Genomic DNA, 14,776 nt, shown 5'->3' with positions numbered 1-14,776 from the left:
TCCGTCAGGCGCTGGCCGCGATGCAGCGGAAGGCCGCGTCGATCAGGCCCTGGCCGCGGGGATTGACCAGGAACCCCGGCCCCATCCGTGTCATCGTGTAGGCCATCGACAGGTCGGTTTCCGGGTCGCGGAACCCGAAGGACCCGCCGGCGCCGACATGGCCGAAGGCCCGCGGCCCGATGCGGAAACTGTCCCCGGCCGGCGGGCCGTCCGCGCGCCGGTTGTCCATGTGCAGCATGAAGCCCGGCCCGAAGCGCGTGGGCTGCAGCAGCATCCCGTCCGCATGCGTGGCGGACGTGGCCTGACCGAAGCTTTCGACCGCATCGGTCGTCAGGCCCAGCGTACCGTCGGGGCGGAGCGCGTCGAAGAACCGGGCCAGCCCCTGCGCGTTGGTCACGCCCGAGGCCGCGCCGATTTCGGCCGCGCGGCCGGGGCCCGTGTTCACGTCGCGGGCCATCCAGGTGCCGTGGTTGAAAAAGAAGAGGTTCGGCAGCGATCCCTTGTCCCGCAGCGCCAGCCCGAAGGGCGTGGGCGCGCCGCCCTTTTCCGGCACGAAAGGCCGGATCAGCGCCACGCGGGTTTCCTGTTCCGGCGGCAGGCCGATCCAGAAATCCAGGCCCAGGGGTCCCGCGACCCGGTCGGCAAAGACCTGGCCCAGAGTTTTCCCTTCGATCCGGCGGACCAGTTCCGCCAGGATGAAGCCGCCGGTGACCGGGTGATAGGCGGTGCGGCTGCCGGGGTCGAAAAACGGCGCCTCGGCCGCCAGGTGGTCGGCCATGTAGGCGTGATCCATCAGGCAGTCGGGCTTCAGCATGGGCCGCAGCGCGGGCAGGCCGGCAGTGTGGTCCAGCACCATGCGGACGGTGATGGCGTCCTTCCCGGCCTGTGCGAATTCGGGCCACCATGTCGCGACGGGCGCGTCAAGGTCGATCCGGCCGTCCCGGGCCAGCAGGTGGATGCAGGCCGCCGTCGCCGGTTTCGTGGCCGAGAAGATGATGGACAGGGTGTCGTCCTGCCATGTTCCCGCGGTGCCGTCCGGGCCGTCGATGACGCCGCCCCACAGATGCGCGACCTCGGCCCCTTTCCAGATCGCGTGGCAGGACGCGGCGGCCTCTCCCCTGTGCAGGAAGTTGTCGGCAAAGGTATCGGCCAGCGCTTCGAAGCCGGGGGCGATCCGGCCCTGCAGCCGGACGGTCTGCCCGGCACACGGGATGTCCCGCGCCCAGAGGCGCGTCGAGTCGAGCATATTTTTCCTCCCATTTCAGGCACCTGGCCCCGCCGCTTCGTCTGCCGCCTCTCGCGTTGAACGAGAGTGTTGCGTTGGCGGGCGAAAGGCATTAAGCCGTTTGCTTGAACTATTTGACTTCCTCGATAGCCGAATGGGGTGAGGTTCGTCAATCGCAACGAGGAGGAACCCAATGCTCGTCAAGGAAAAGGCCGTCGCGCCTGTCCCGGAACTGGACCGTGACCGGGTCCGCGAAGGCGTGGCCCAGGCCAATCTGCCGGCCCTTCTGTGCGTGCTGTACCAGCTGACCGGGGAAGAGCGCTGGCTTCAGGCGCCCTATCTGCCGTCGCGGTCCCGCGGGCTGGACGACAACGACGACGGCGGCTTTTCCGAAGCCGTGCAGGCCGAGATCCGGGAAGCCGCATCCGAGGCTCTGACGGCGTGGCTGGACGGCAGGCCGCTGGCGGTGCCGGAACCCACGCGCGAACAGCTGGCGCGGATGCTGTCGGTGTCGATGAACGAACCCGTCCCGGACGAATATGGCGAGATCATTGCGGCCGAACTGGGTATGGCACAGCACAGCAGGATCGCGCACCCGCAGCTTCCGAAGGGCCTGAAGGCGCTGGTCATCGGCGCCGGGGTGTCGGGCATCTGCGCGGGCGTGAACCTGTCGCAGCTGGGCGTCGATTTCGAGATCATCGAGAAGAACGACGATTTCGGCGGCACCTGGTTCGAAAACCGCTATCCCGGGGCCGGGGTGGACACGCCGAACCACATCTACACCTTTTCCTTCGCGCGGAACGACTGGTCGCAGTATTTCGCCCTGCAGGGAGAGCTTCTGGACTATTTCCGCGGTGTCGCCGACACATTCGACCTGCGCCGATCGACCCGTTTCGACACGAAGGTCGAAGAGGCGCGCTGGAACGCGGACACACGGAAATGGGATGTCCGGATCCAGCGCCCCGACGGGGGGCAGGAAACCCTGTCCGCCGACATCCTGCTGAGCGCGGTGGGTGTGCTGAACATCCCGCAGGTCCCCGAGATTCCGGGCGCCGAGACCTTCACCGGCACCGCCGTCCACACCGCCCGCTGGCCGGAAGGGCTGGACGTTTCGGGCAAGCGCGTGGCGCTGATCGGCAACGGGGCGTCGGGCATGCAGGTTGCGCCCGCCATCGCCGACCAGGTGGAACATCTGACGATCTTTGCCCGGTCCAAGCAATGGGCCGCGCCCTTCCCGCAGTTCCGCAAGAAGGTGCCCGACCCGGTGCGTTACCTGCTGATGGCGGTGCCGCTTTACCAGAAGTGGTACAGGATCCGGCAGTTCTGGATCTTCAACGACCGGATCCACGGATCGCTGCAGAAAGACCCCGATTGGCCCGCGCCCGAAACCGCGCTGAACGCCACGAACGATTCCCACCGCCGCGCCTTCACCCGATATATCGAGCAGGAGCTGGGCGACCGTCAGGACCTGATGGATCTGGTGCTGCCGGACTATCCGCCCTACGGCAAGCGGATCCTTCTGGACAATGGATGGTATCGGACCATTCGCAAGCCCAACGTGACGCTTGTGCCCGAACGTCTGCAGCGCATCGACGGCGATACCCTGATCGCGGGCGACGGATCGGAGCACAAGGCCGACATCCTGATCTATGCCACGGGCTTCAAGGCGGCCGAGATGCAGTCGTCCTATGACATCGTGGGCGTGGACGGGGCGCATCTGGCGGATGTGTGGGAGACCGACAATCCCCGCGCCTATATCGGATCGACCGTTCCGGGCTTTCCGAACTTCTTCACGATCCTGGGCCCGAATGTCGGGCTGGGTCATGGCGGCAGCATGATCAAGGCGATCGAGCTTCAGACCTCCTATATCCTCAGCATCGTGGCGCGCATGGCCGAGGCCGGCGCCCGCACGGTCGAGGTGAAGCCCGAGGTCTACGAGGACTACAACCGCAAGATCGACGAGGCCCATAACCGCATGGTCTGGACCCACGAGGGAACCGAGAACTGGTATCGTAACAGCCGGGGCAGGGTGGTGGCGATCACGCCCTGGCGCAACGACCATTTCTGGCACCTGACCCGCGACGCGGATCCGGACGACTATATTTTCGACAGCTGACCGGACCGGAGGAGGGTCCGGCGCAACGCCGACAAGGGATTTCAGGGAGGACACAATGATCAACGCAGAAGCGATGCCCGAAGGCGCGGTCATCCGGGACCCCCGCGTGCCCGGCCGTGACACGGTCGTGACCCGGCCGACGCTGGAACGGCTGGCTGCCGAACAGGGCGACAAGGTTTTTGCCAAGTTCGACGACAATCTGGAGGAATGGACCTACGCCCGGTTCCATGACCTTGTCCGGCAGACCGCCCTTGGCCTTCAGCAGCAGGGCGTCGGGCAGGGCGACATGGTCCTGGTCTTCATGCCCAACAACCGCGAACAGATCCGGATCATGTTCGCCCTGAACTATCTGGGCGCGGTCTATGTGCCCATCAACACGGCCTATCGCGGCGGTTTGTTGGAGCACGTGGTCAAGCTGTCGGATGCGAAGCTGGCCATCGTGCACGCGGTCCTGGCCCCGCGTCTGGCCGATGTACCGACCGCGGCGCTGGAACACGTGATCGTCCAGGGCGGCGATCCGGTGGCCATAGGTTCGCTGAAGGTGTCGCGCTATGACGACGTACTGCTGCCGGAACAGGGCACGATCCGGGCGCCGGGCCGTGCCATCGAACCCTGGGATCCGATGGCGATCGTCTTCACCTCGGGCACCACGGGGCCGTCGAAGGCGGTGCTGATCTCCTACGTGCAGCTTTATTCCAACGCGGGCCCGGAAACATGGCCCTTCGTGGACGAAACCGATCGATATCTGATCAACGCGCCCATGTTCCACCTGGGCGGCATGGGGCCGATGTACGTGATGTTCGTGCGCGGCGCCTCCTTCGCGATGATCGAACGGTTCGATACCAAGACCTTCTGGAATTCCGTCCACCGTTGCGGCGCGACCGTGGCCTTCCTGCTGGGCGTCATGGCGACCTTCCTGGAAAAGCAGCCCCCGTCGGACATGGACCGGGGCCACGGGCTGAAGAAGGCCATCGTGGTGCCGATCACGGCCGAGCTTGAATCCTTCCGCCAGCGCTTTGGGATCGACATCTACACGATCTTCAACATGACCGAGGCGTCGTCGCCCTGCGTGTCCGAGGCGAACCCGACCCGGCAGGGCACCTGCGGCAAAGTCCGCCGGGGCGTCGAGGTGCGGCTGGTGGACGACAACGATTGCGAGGTGCCGGTGGGCGAAGTGGGCGAGATGCTGGTGCGCACCGACCGGCCCTGGGCGATGAATTCGGGCTACTACAACAACCCCGAGGCCACGGCGAAGGCCTGGCGCAACGGCTGGTTCCATACCGGCGACGCCTTCCGGCGTGACGAGGACGGCTATTTCTACTTCGTGGACCGCACCAAGGATGCGATCCGGCGCCGGGGCGAGAACATCTCGTCCATGGAGGTCGAGGGCCTGATCCTGCGCCACCCCGCGATCCTGGAGGCTGCCGTGATCGGCGTGCCGTCGGAATTCGGCGAGGACGACGTGATGGTGATCCTGTCGGCGGTCGAGGGGCAGAGCCTGGACCGGATGGAGGTGTTCGAGTTCATGCGCGAGGCGCTGCCCTATTTCATGGTACCGCGCTACATCCGTTTCATGGACCGGTTGCCCAGGACGCCCAGCGAAAAGGTCATGAAGGCCGAGCTGCGCAAGGAAGGCATCACTGCCGATACCTGGGATCGCGAAGCCCATGGCATCCGCCTGACCGGCGAACGCATCGCCTGATTGCAATGTCCCCCCACGGGGCTTTTGACCTTCCGCCTGCCTGCGGGTAAGCGGAAGGAAACAGACCGGGACATGCTCATGGCAAAGCCAGCCGAAGACGAAGACACGCGGGAACGGCTGAAGACCTCGGCCATCCGGCTCTTCTCGCGTCACGGGATCGACGGGATCTCGGTCCGGGCGATCCTGAACGATGCCGGGGTCAAGAATTCCGCCGGGATCCACTATTACTTCCGCACCAAGGACGACCTGATCCGCGAGCTGGTGCAGGATGCGCTGAAGCGGACACGGCGCGCCCGGAACGCCGCGCTGGACGCGCTGGAGGCGCGGGGCACGCCCATCACCGTGCGCGACGTGGTCGACACGATCCTGCGGGTCGAGACGACGGGCACCGGCGATCCCGAACAGCGCACCGACCTGCCCATCGGCTTCGGTCACATGCGGTTCATTTCCGTTATGCAGCTGAACCATCGCGACATGTTCATCGCGGCGGTGCGCAGCGAAGGCGACAACAGTTTCGAACGCTGTATCGAACATATCGCGACCGCGCTGCCCGACGTGCCGCGGCCCGTGGTGAACCGGCGGATGATCTTCTTCTTCCAGTTTGCGCAGGCCAGCCTGTCCGCGCGCGAGGCCGCCTTTGTGCTCGACCCCACCGGCGGCAAGCTGTGGGGGGATCCGGATGCGCTGGACGGCCTGACGGAAACCCTGACCGCGGCCCTTTACTGCGACATTCCGGACTAGGCCGCGGCGGGACCGGCGCAGGACGGACGCGGTTCGGGACTGTGCCGGCGTAACTGCCGGGGGCGCGCAACATGCGCCGTCCGGACGTGCGCGTGCCCGACGGGGCTGACCTGCGCCGCCGGCGATGAAAAGTCGGGCGGTTGAAACGGTGCCATCCCCCGGGGGGCGCCGTCCCGGGACGGCGGTCGCGGTAGCCGCTGAAAACAAGTGTTGTCGTCGGTCTTGTGCCAGGCTGGGGCCCATAAAAGGGGGACCATGCCCGACATGTACGACAATTCCAGGCCAGACCGTTACTTCACCGAAGCGCACCAGGCCTTCCGCCAGAGCCTTCGCGCCTTCGTCGCGCGCGACATCACGCCGAATGTCGAGGCCTGGGAAGCGGCCGGTCACCTGCCGCGCGACCTTTACCGAAAGGCGGCCCGCATGGGCATCCAAGGCGTGCTGTTTCCGGAGGAGGTCGGCGGATCCGCCGGCGACTTCTTCATGCAGGTCGTCGTGACCGAGGAGATGGCCCGCTGCGGCGCAGGCGGGGTCTGTGCCTCGCTCGGCTCGCATTCCATCGGCATCCCGCCGGTCGTGGCCCATGGCAGCGATGCGCTTTGCGCGGCCTTTGCCGTGCCGGTGATCGCGGGCGAGAAGATCGCGGCGCTGGCGGTGACGGAACCGGGCGGCGGGTCCGACGTGGCGGCGCTGCGCACGACGGCGGTGCGCGACGGCGACCATTTCGTCGTGAACGGAGAGAAGACCTTCATCACCTCGGGCATGCAGGCCGATGTGATCACCGTGGCGGTCCGGACCGATCCCGTTTCACGGGGGGCGGGCGGGATTTCCTTCCTGCTGGTCGAAGGCGACACGCCGGGGCTGGAGCGGCGCGCGCTGAAGAAGATGGGCTGGTGGGCGTCCGACACCGCGCACCTGACGTTCACCGATTGCCGCGTGCCGGCCGATCACCTGATCGGGGTCGAGGGCCAGGGCTTTCGCGCCGCGATGATGAATTTCAACAGCGAACGGCTGATTATCGCGGTGCAGGCCTATTCCATGGCGCAGGTCTGCTACGAAGAGGCCCTGGCCTGGGCCAGGCAGCGCCGCGCCTTCGGCGGCACGCTGACCGAACAACAGGTGATCCGCCACAAGCTGGTCGACATGGCCGCCCGGATCGATGCGGCGCGGACGCTGACCCATGACATCATCTGGCGCCGGATGGAGGGGCTGGACCCGCTGAACGTGCACGTGGCGCGGACCAGCATGGCAAAGATCCAGGCCACCGAAGCGATGAAGTTCTGCGCCGACCAGGCCGTGCAGATCCTGGGCGGCATGGGCTTCATGCAGGGCACCGCCTCGGAACGGATCTACCGCGAGGTGAAGGTCCTGACCATCGGGGGCGGGACGGACGAGGTCATGCGCAACCTTGCTGCCTCGCAGCTGGGGATCTAGGGGCGGGGCCCATCGGTCTGGCGCCGTCAGCGCCAGATCCGCGAAATGTCAGTGGGTGGGGTCCGGGAGCGGTGGTTTCGCCTCGGCCCGTGCCGCCGGGGGGACGTGGATCGGGCACCCTTCCGACTGGAGGGGCCGACCCCTTTTGCCCCCATGTGCGCGCCTGGAACGGAAACCCTGTTCTTGCGCCCCCGGTCGTGACCAGGGACGCAATCCGTCAAACAGACAATGCCGGAAAGGTGGGCTCTGCCGTCACAGGCCCAGGATCGCGCGCGCCTCGGCGGGCGAGGCGACCTCGCGCCCTGCGTCGCGGGCAGTGCGGGCCATTTCGGCGATCAACTGGCCGTTCGACGTCACCTTTTCGCCCGTGGACAGGTAGAACGTGTCCTCCAGCCCGGTGCGCAGGTGGCCCCCCAGTTCCGCCGCGCGGCGGTGCAGGTCCCAGATCTCGGCCCGGCCGATGGCGGTGACCTGCCAGCGCGAATCTTCCGGCGCGAGGCCCGCCAGGATTGGCAGCAGCGCCGGTTCGGCCGGCATGCCCGAGGCCACGCCCATGACGAAGTTCATCTGTGCCGTGCCTTCGAACATGCCGTTCTTCTGGTACATGTCCACGCAGCGCACGATGCCGGTGTCGAAACACTCGAATTCCGGGATGGTGCCGGCCGTCTTCATCACGTCGATGAAGGCCTGCACCTTTTCCACCGGGTTGTCGAACATCATCGGCGGCCAGGCCCAATCGCCGTTGGACCTGAGTTTCAGGTAGTTGAGCGAGCCCGCGTTGCAGGCCGCCATTTCCGGCTTTGTCGCTGCCACCACGTCCAGCGCCGCCTGGTAGATCGGGCCGACCGTGCCGGTGGTGTGGTTGATCACCACTTCTGGGCAGGCCTCGCGGATCGCGGCCTGGACGGCGTGGGACAGGTCTATGTCCCAGGATGCCAGGTGCCCCTGATCCGGTCCTTGCCGGCGCAGGTGGATGTGCATGACGCTGGCGCCTTCGTCATAGGCCCGGCGGGCCTCCTGCGCCATTTCCGCGGGCGTGACCGGCACGTTGTGCTGCTTGGGGTTGGTCAGCACGCCGTTCAGCGCGCAGGTGATGATGGCCTTGGACATGATGCCTCCGGGATCTTGCAGGTGCCCGGTCTGGATAGGCCCGACGGGCGGGGGCCGCTTGCGCACAGGCGCTGAGGGTGAGGGGTCAGAGGACGGGCGCTTCCAGCCCTGCCGCCTGCATCGCCGCCTCCTGTGCCGCCTTCGCGCGGCGAAAGCCGTCGCGGGCGGACAGCCGGTCTAAAAGCGCCAGGCACCTGGGCGGAAGATCCGCCCCCAGCCCGATCCTTCGCGCCAGCTGGATCGCGTAGCCGACCGAGATGTCGGCATTGGAAAAGCCCGAGGCCAGCAGGTGATCGCGCCCGTCCGACAGGGCTTCCTCGGCCAGCCGCAGCCGGGCCAGGAACCACTTGCCATAGTCCTCGGCCACCTGCGGCTGGCGTCGTTCGGCGGGTTCCAGAATCGCGTAGCGCAGATAGATCGTCTGCGGGAAGGTCAGTGTCGCCTCGCCATGGTGCAGCCAGTTCAGATAGGCGCCGTAATCCAAGTCGCCGGGGGCCCGGGCCAGCCGGCCAGACCCGTGCACCGTCGACAGGTAGTGCGGGATCGCGGCGCTTTCCGTCATCCGGGTCGCCCCGTCGACCAGCAGCGGGATCGTGCCCAGCGGGTTTTCCGCCAGATAGTCCTTGCGAAATGCGCGCGGCGGGAACGGCAGCATGTGCAGCCTGTAGGTCAGGCCCAGTTCCTCCAGCGCCCAGAGCGCCCGGAAGGACCGCGCATCGTGGCAGTGCCAGAGTTCCAGCATGAAGATTTCCCCCCTTGGACGGGGCGAAGTCTAGGGCCCCGCGGCCGGTCGGGATTGCGTGAAGGCGCTGCGCCCGGGACCGCTGACAAGGGTTTGAACATCGTCCGACGAAACGTTGAACGTGGCGATCCCGTCGTCTAGCCTTTGGAAGGCCGTCACCCAAAATGCGTTGAGGAGCGCCGGGGGCCGGACCGTTTCATGCTGTAGGGAGGCAGTCATGACGCTTGAAGTCGACGCGAACCGGTACATGCTGGTGCTGGAGGATCGTGTTTTCTATTTCGGCCTGCTGGGACACAGAATGAAGACGCGGCGTCTTGGGGCCGCGTCGGTCTATCTGTCGCCGGCCGGGGGAATGCGCCTGAAATACGGCAACGGCGACTGGTTCCGGTGCGACCTGGCCATCGTGGCCCCCTACCAGGACCACCAGGTCGTGTCGGATTGCGGCAGCGTCATCAGCGTCCTGATCGAACCCGAGCGGCTCGTGCAGGGCGAGATGGAGCGCCTGCTGGCGGACTATGCCGATCCCGACCGCCGGACCGGGCACCTGTTGCGCCTGCGCGGGGCCGCCGCGCGGCTGGCCTGTCGGGCACCGGATGGCGAGATTTCGGCGGCGGCCTTCGACCGGATCGTCCTGGGCCGGGTGCTGGGCGAACGCAGTCTGGACCCGAGGATCGACGACGCGCTGGAAGAGATGGAGCTTCAGGGCCTGGAAAGCCAGACGCTGGCATCGGAAATCGCGGAAAGCGTCGGCCTGTCCTCGTCCCGGTTCCTGCACCTGTTCAAGGAACAGACCGGCACGTCGTTCCGCAATTATCGCATGTGGCGGCGGGCGCGGACTTTCCTGATGCATGCCAATCATTCGACCAGCCTGACCGATGTCGCGCTCAGCCTGGGCTATCCGGATTCCAGCCATTTCAGCCATTCGATCCGGCGGACCTTCGGCCTGCAGCCGCGGTCGATCCGGATCGGATCGCAGAACCTGCGGGTGGACAGCAGTGCCCGGCTGGCGGCCATGGCCTGCACCTGACGCTGCCCGCGAATTGGGCCAGGCCAGCGTCAAAACACAAGACGGCTCTGGTTTGGCCACGCGACAGTCCCCCCGGAACACTCTGGGAGGAGCACATGAATTTCGCACGGACCTGTGCACTGAGCCTTGTGCTCGGTGCCGCATCCACCGCCGCCGGCGCCGACACGACGCTGCGCTATTCCAACTGGCTGCCCGCCACCCACGGCTTCATGGCCAATGTCATCGAACCCTGGATCGCGGATGTCGAACGGGTGACCGACGGGCGCGTGAAGGTGGACATCCTGCCCAAGGTCGTCGGCACCGTGCCCACCCAGTTCGAGGTCGTCCGCGACGGGCTGGCGGACGTGTCGCTGATCGTCGACGGATACTCTCCGGGCCGGTTCAACGTGAACGGTATCGTCGAACTGCCCTTCCTGGGCAACAATGCCGAGGCGATCACCATTGCCTACTGGCGGATCTACAAGAAGTATCTGGAACCCTTCGCCGAGTACGAAAACGCCATCCCCTTCGGCAAGGCCTCGGTCGGCGCGATGGCGCTGGCCACGGGGTCGGACAAAGTCGACACGCTGGACGGGTTCCGCGGGCTGAAGCTGCGGGTGCCCACGCCCACGACGTCGAAGATGGTCGCCGAACTGGGCGGTGCCCCGGTCAACAAGCCCGTCAGCGAGATGTACGAGCTGATCTCCACCGGCGTGGTGGACGGCATGATCTCGTCGACCGAGACGATCAAGACCTTCAAGGTCGCACCGTCGATCAAGCATGTCCTGACCGTTCCCGGGGGCCTGGGCAGCACCGGGATTTCCTTCATCGTCAACCAGGAGGCGCTGGACGAGTTGTCGCCCGCGGATCGTGAAGCGTTCTGGAGCGTTTCGGGCGAAGTCTTCTCGAAGCGGATCGGCGAGGTCTATGTCCGGCTGAACGCCGAAGGGGTCGCAGCCGTGCTGGAAAACGGCGGCCAGATCAACGAGGCCTCGGCCGGGCTGACGGCCGAACTGCACGAGAAGCTGAAGCCGATCGAGGCCGCCTGGATCGCCGACGCCGAACAGCGGGGCCTGAAGAACGCCGCCGACGTGCTGGCGGAATTCCGGGCGGAAATCGCCAAGCTGGAGGCGGAACTTGGCGACAACTGATCCCGACCGGGCCGCGGCGGGTGCCTGGGCACCCGTCCGCTGGATGATCGCTGCCTGCGACGTGCTGGCGGCGATCGGCCTGATGGCGATGATGGGTACGGCCTTTCTGGACGTGATCGGGCGGACCTTCCTGCAGGCGCCCATCCCCGGCGCGACCGAGATCACGGAACTGGCGGTTGCAGCGACCGTGGCCTGCGTGTTCCCGTCGCTGGCCTACCGGGCGATGCACGCGACCATCGACGTGCTGGACGTCTTCATTCCCGACCGCCTGCGCGTGGTGCAGGACGCCGTCGTCAACGTCATCTGCGCCATCGCCATGGGTTTTGTCGCCTGGCGCGTCTGGATCGAGGGCGACAAGACCGCCCGTTTCGGCGGCCAGACCGCGCTGCTGGAGGTGCCCCTTGCGCCCGTCCTTTACGGCATCGCGGTGTTCTTTGCCATTTCGGCCGCCGCGTTCCTTTACGCCGCGGCCCGGCCCGAGAAGTTGATCCAAGCATGACCGAAGCCCTGATCGGCGTTCTTGCCGCCTTCGTCCTGATCTTCGCGCGCGTGCCGCTGGCCGTGGCCCTGGGTCTTGTCGGCTTTTTCGGCTTCGGCCTGCTGCTGTCCTGGCGGCCCGCCTTCGCGATGGTCGCGCTGACGACGAAATCCAGCCTTCTGAACTATTACCTGTCGGTCATCCCGCTGTTCGTGCTGATGGGCAATTTCCTGACCCGGGCCGGCATCTCGGGCGAATTGTACCGCGCCGCCTATGCGGTCGTCGGGCACCTGCGGGGCGGGATATCCTTGGCGACGGTGGTGGCCTGCGGCGGTTTCAGTGCCGTCTGCGGATCGTCGCTGGCCACCGCCGCGACCATGGCCAAGGTGGCGATGCCGTCGATGCGGGAATTCGGTTATGACGACCGTCTGGCCACCGGGTCCATCGCGGCCGGGGGGACCCTGGGCATCCTGATCCCGCCCAGCGTGATCCTGATCATCTACGGGGTGATCACCGAAACGAATATCGGCATGCTCTTCGCCGCCGGCATGATCCCGGGCCTGATCGGGCTGGTGGGCTACATGATCGCCGTGCGCTACGTCACCTGGCGCAATCCGGCGGCGGGCCCGGCAGGCCCCAGGATGAGCTGGGCCGAACGGATGGCCGCGCTGAAGGGCGTCTGGGCAGTGTTGCTTCTGTTCGGGGTCGTGATCGGCGGTATCTATGGCGGCCTGTTCACGCCGACCGAGGCCGCGGGCGTCGGCGCCGGGGTCAGCTTCCTGTTCGCGCTGGCGCGGCGGTCGATGAGTTTCCGCGATTTCCTGGAGGTGCTGGTCGATTCCGCCCGCACCAGCGGCGTGATGTTCGCGGTCCTGATCGGGGCCACGATATTCAGCGAGTTCATCAACTATACCGGCATGCACACCGCCTTCCTGGACTGGGTGTCCGGGCAGGACGTGCAACCCTGGCTGGTGATTGTGGTCATCGTCCTGATCTATCTGGTGCTGGGCTGCGTGCTGGAAAGCCTGTCGATGATCCTGCTGACGGTGCCGATTTTCTTTCCGATCATCGTCGAACTGGGTTTCGACCCGGTCTGGTTCGGAATCGTCGTGGTGGTGTCGGTCGAGATCGGTCTGCTGACGCCGCCCATCGGCATCAACGTTTTTGTCCTGCGGTCGGTGCTGCCGGATGTCGCGACCTCGACCATCTTCCGCGGCGTGGTGCCGTTCTGGATCGCCGATATCATCCGGATCGCCCTGCTGACCGGGATCCCGGCGATATCGCTATTCCTGCCGCGACTGCTGTTCTGAGCCCCATTGGGCAGGACCCACTGACCCTAGCTAACCGACGCAAGCGACGCCCGGGTCCCTTGTCTAACCTTGACCCATCGCCGGGGCGGCCATCGCCCGGGCGGGCCTTCATTCAGGATCGCGGACAGCACATGGCGAAGATACTCAGCTCCCTCTCCCCCCAGTCGCCGGTCTTTCAGGCCAATCGGCAAGGCATGCTGGACCTGCTGGCCCAGATGGAGAAGATCGAGGGACGCAGCCGCACCGCCTCGGAGCGGTCGCGCGAACGGTTCGAAAAGCGTCACCAACTGCTGCCCCGGGACCGGGTGGCACTGCTCCTGGATCCGGGCCGGCCCTTTATCGAGCTGTCGAAGCTGGCGGGCTACGGGCTGGATCAGCCGGACCTCGACCGGTCGGTGCCGGGTGGCGGGGTGATCGCGGGGATCGGGTACATCGCGGGCAAGCGGTGCATGATCAACGCGTCCGACAGCGGCATTGCGGCGGGCGCGCTTCAGCCCATGGGCCTCGACAAGCAGTTGCGCGTGCAGGAGATCGCGCTGGAGAACAACCTGCCCTACGTCCAGCTGGTGGAAAGTGCCGGGGCGAACCTGATGGCCTACCGGGTCGAGGATTTCATCCGGGGCGGGAACATCTTCCGCAACATCGCCCGCTTTTCGGCCGCGGGTCTGCCGGTGGTGACGGTGACTCATGGCAGTTCGACCGCCGGCGGCGCCTATCAGACCGGGCTGTCGGACTACATCATCATGGTCCGGGGCCGGACAAGGGCCTTTCTGGCCGGGCCGCCCCTGCTGAAGGCCGCCACGGGCGAGATCGCGACCGAGGAGGAACTGGGCGGGGCCGAGATGCACACCGGCATTTCCGGCCTGGGCGACTATCTGGCCGAGGACGACCGCGAGGCCATCGGCCTGGCCCGGTCGATCCTGGGCAATATCGATTGGCACGCGGAGAACGAGGCACGCGACTACGAAGAGCCGGCCTATGACCGCGAGGAGATGCTGGGCGTCATGCCCATGGACCACCGCCAGCCGGTCGACATGAAAGAGGTCATCGCCCGGCTGGTCGACGGGTCCGACTTCGTCGAATTCGGCGAGCGTTACGGCGGGGCCACGGTCTGCGGCAACGGGCGGATCGCCGGCTGGCCCATCGGGATCATCACCAACAACGGGCCCATCGACCCTCAGGGAGCGGCGAAAGCCACCCATTTCATCCAGGCCTGCTGCCAGGCCGGCACGCCGATCCTGTACCTGAACAACACCACCGGATTCATCGTCGGCCGCAGTTACGAGGAAGCGGGCAGCATCAAGCACGGGTCCAAGATGATCCAGGCGGTGACCACCGCCACGGTGCCCCAGTTCACGATCTATTGCGGCGCGTCCTTCGGGGCGGGGAACTACGGCATGTGCGGCCGGGGCTTTCACCCGCGGTTCTGCTTTTCCTGGCCCAATGCGCGCACGGCGGTCATGGGAGGCGAACAGGCCGCGGGCACCATGGCCGTGGTGCAGGAAATGCGGGCCGAACGGCTGGGCGAACCGGTCGACCATGAAAAGCTGGACGCGCTGAAATCCGCGATCACCCAGAATTTCAACCGGCAGATGGACGCCTTCTATACCTCGGCCCGGGTGCTGGACGACGGGGTGATCGACCCCCGCGATACCCGCGACCTGATGATCGAACTGATGCAGATCGTCCGCGAAGGCGATGCGCGCCAGCCGAACAAGATCCAGTTCGCCGTTGCACGACCCTAGGATGCACGAGACCCAG

Annotated in this window: 12 protein-coding genes; 9 read left to right on the top strand and 3 right to left on the bottom strand. The window is 66.3% G+C overall.

All coding sequences use genetic code 11. The annotated features are described in order from the left end of the window. Positions 1-4: 4 nt before the first annotated feature. A complete protein-coding gene (locus FQK05_RS22685) occupies positions 5-1,246 on the bottom strand; it encodes a serine hydrolase domain-containing protein (protein ID WP_158971250.1) in 1,242 nt (413 codons plus the stop codon). A 172-nt stretch (positions 1,247-1,418) separates the two neighbouring features. On the opposite strand from FQK05_RS22685, the gene FQK05_RS22680 reads away from it, so the two are divergent. From FQK05_RS22680 to FQK05_RS22665, 4 genes are all read left to right on the top strand, one after another. Beyond that, positions 1,419-3,341, top strand: coding sequence for a flavin-containing monooxygenase (locus tag FQK05_RS22680; protein WP_158971248.1), 1,923 nt, complete (start codon positions 1,419-1,421; stop codon positions 3,339-3,341). Between the two features lie 55 nt (positions 3,342-3,396). Beyond that, entirely contained in the window at positions 3,397-5,043 is a 1,647-nt protein-coding gene (locus FQK05_RS22675) for an AMP-binding protein (protein ID WP_199252744.1), read from the top strand. Between the two features lie 78 nt (positions 5,044-5,121). Next, positions 5,122-5,784: a TetR/AcrR family transcriptional regulator gene (locus FQK05_RS22670; protein WP_199252743.1), complete on the top strand. Its 663-nt coding sequence runs from the start codon at positions 5,122-5,124 to the stop codon at positions 5,782-5,784. 255 nt (positions 5,785-6,039) lie between these two features. Further along, positions 6,040-7,218: an acyl-CoA dehydrogenase family protein gene (locus FQK05_RS22665; RefSeq protein WP_199252742.1), complete on the top strand. Its 1,179-nt coding sequence runs from the start codon at positions 6,040-6,042 to the stop codon at positions 7,216-7,218. A gap of 252 nt (positions 7,219-7,470) precedes the next feature. Here FQK05_RS22665 and FQK05_RS22660 read toward each other — a convergent pair whose 3' ends face one another. Both FQK05_RS22660 and FQK05_RS22655 read right to left on the bottom strand, forming a co-directional pair. Further along, positions 7,471-8,328: a BKACE family enzyme gene (locus FQK05_RS22660; RefSeq protein WP_199252741.1), complete on the bottom strand. Its 858-nt coding sequence runs from the start codon at positions 8,326-8,328 to the stop codon at positions 7,471-7,473. 85 nt (positions 8,329-8,413) lie between these two features. Further along, positions 8,414-9,070: a glutathione S-transferase family protein gene (locus tag FQK05_RS22655; protein WP_158971243.1), complete on the bottom strand. Its 657-nt coding sequence runs from the start codon at positions 9,068-9,070 to the stop codon at positions 8,414-8,416. 217 nt (positions 9,071-9,287) lie between these two features. On the opposite strand from FQK05_RS22655, the gene FQK05_RS22650 reads away from it, so the two are divergent. The 5 genes from FQK05_RS22650 to FQK05_RS22630 all read left to right on the top strand — a co-directional run bounded on the left by FQK05_RS22650 (position 9,288) and on the right by FQK05_RS22630 (position 14,760). After that, the gene (locus FQK05_RS22650) at positions 9,288-10,097 is read left to right on the top strand and encodes a helix-turn-helix transcriptional regulator (RefSeq protein ID WP_158971241.1); all 810 of its coding nucleotides are present in this window, start codon (positions 9,288-9,290) and stop codon (positions 10,095-10,097) included. A 95-nt stretch (positions 10,098-10,192) separates the two neighbouring features. Continuing rightward, on the top strand, positions 10,193-11,227 hold the full coding sequence (locus FQK05_RS22645; RefSeq protein ID WP_158971239.1) for a TRAP transporter substrate-binding protein: 1,035 nt from the start codon (positions 10,193-10,195) through the stop codon (positions 11,225-11,227). Further along, positions 11,214-11,726 carry a TRAP transporter small permease gene (locus FQK05_RS22640; RefSeq protein WP_158971237.1) on the top strand — a complete coding sequence of 171 codons (513 nt, stop codon included), beginning with the start codon at positions 11,214-11,216 and terminating at the stop codon, positions 11,724-11,726. The genes FQK05_RS22645 and FQK05_RS22640 overlap by 14 nt, the downstream gene beginning before the upstream one ends. Continuing rightward, positions 11,723-13,015, top strand: coding sequence for a TRAP transporter large permease (locus tag FQK05_RS22635; RefSeq protein WP_158971235.1), 1,293 nt, complete (start codon positions 11,723-11,725; stop codon positions 13,013-13,015). Before FQK05_RS22640 ends, FQK05_RS22635 begins: the two co-directional genes overlap by 4 nt. A 131-nt stretch (positions 13,016-13,146) precedes the next feature. Beyond that, positions 13,147-14,760, top strand: coding sequence for an acyl-CoA carboxylase subunit beta (locus FQK05_RS22630; RefSeq protein ID WP_158971233.1), 1,614 nt, complete (start codon positions 13,147-13,149; stop codon positions 14,758-14,760). Positions 14,761-14,776 lie beyond the last annotated feature (16 nt).

The sequence above is a fragment of the Chachezhania sediminis genome (genome assembly GCF_009765275.1).
Lineage (GTDB): Bacteria > Pseudomonadota > Alphaproteobacteria > Rhodobacterales > Rhodobacteraceae > Chachezhania > Chachezhania sediminis.
The sequence above is the reverse complement of the archived record's forward strand: the minus strand, read 5'-3'. Positions and strand labels throughout refer to the sequence as shown.

Bases quoted from the DNA above. Each gene is read 5' to 3' on its own strand.
- FQK05_RS22685 (WP_158971250.1), bottom strand. From the start codon at position 1,246: ATGCTCGACTCGACGCGCCTCTGGGCGCGGGACATCCCGTGTGCCGGG.
- FQK05_RS22680 (WP_158971248.1), top strand. From the start codon at position 1,419: ATGCTCGTCAAGGAAAAGGCCGTCGCGCCTGTCCCGGAACTGGACCGT.
- FQK05_RS22675 (WP_199252744.1), top strand. From the start codon at position 3,397: ATGATCAACGCAGAAGCGATGCCCGAAGGCGCGGTCATCCGGGACCCC.
- FQK05_RS22670 (WP_199252743.1), top strand. From the start codon at position 5,122: ATGGCAAAGCCAGCCGAAGACGAAGACACGCGGGAACGGCTGAAGACC.
- FQK05_RS22665 (WP_199252742.1), top strand. From the start codon at position 6,040: ATGCCCGACATGTACGACAATTCCAGGCCAGACCGTTACTTCACCGAA.
- FQK05_RS22660 (WP_199252741.1), bottom strand. From the start codon at position 8,328: ATGTCCAAGGCCATCATCACCTGCGCGCTGAACGGCGTGCTGACCAAC.
- FQK05_RS22655 (WP_158971243.1), bottom strand. From the start codon at position 9,070: ATGCTGGAACTCTGGCACTGCCACGATGCGCGGTCCTTCCGGGCGCTC.
- FQK05_RS22650 (WP_158971241.1), top strand. From the start codon at position 9,288: ATGACGCTTGAAGTCGACGCGAACCGGTACATGCTGGTGCTGGAGGAT.
- FQK05_RS22645 (WP_158971239.1), top strand. From the start codon at position 10,193: ATGAATTTCGCACGGACCTGTGCACTGAGCCTTGTGCTCGGTGCCGCA.
- FQK05_RS22635 (WP_158971235.1), top strand. From the start codon at position 11,723: ATGACCGAAGCCCTGATCGGCGTTCTTGCCGCCTTCGTCCTGATCTTC.
- FQK05_RS22630 (WP_158971233.1), top strand. From the start codon at position 13,147: ATGGCGAAGATACTCAGCTCCCTCTCCCCCCAGTCGCCGGTCTTTCAG.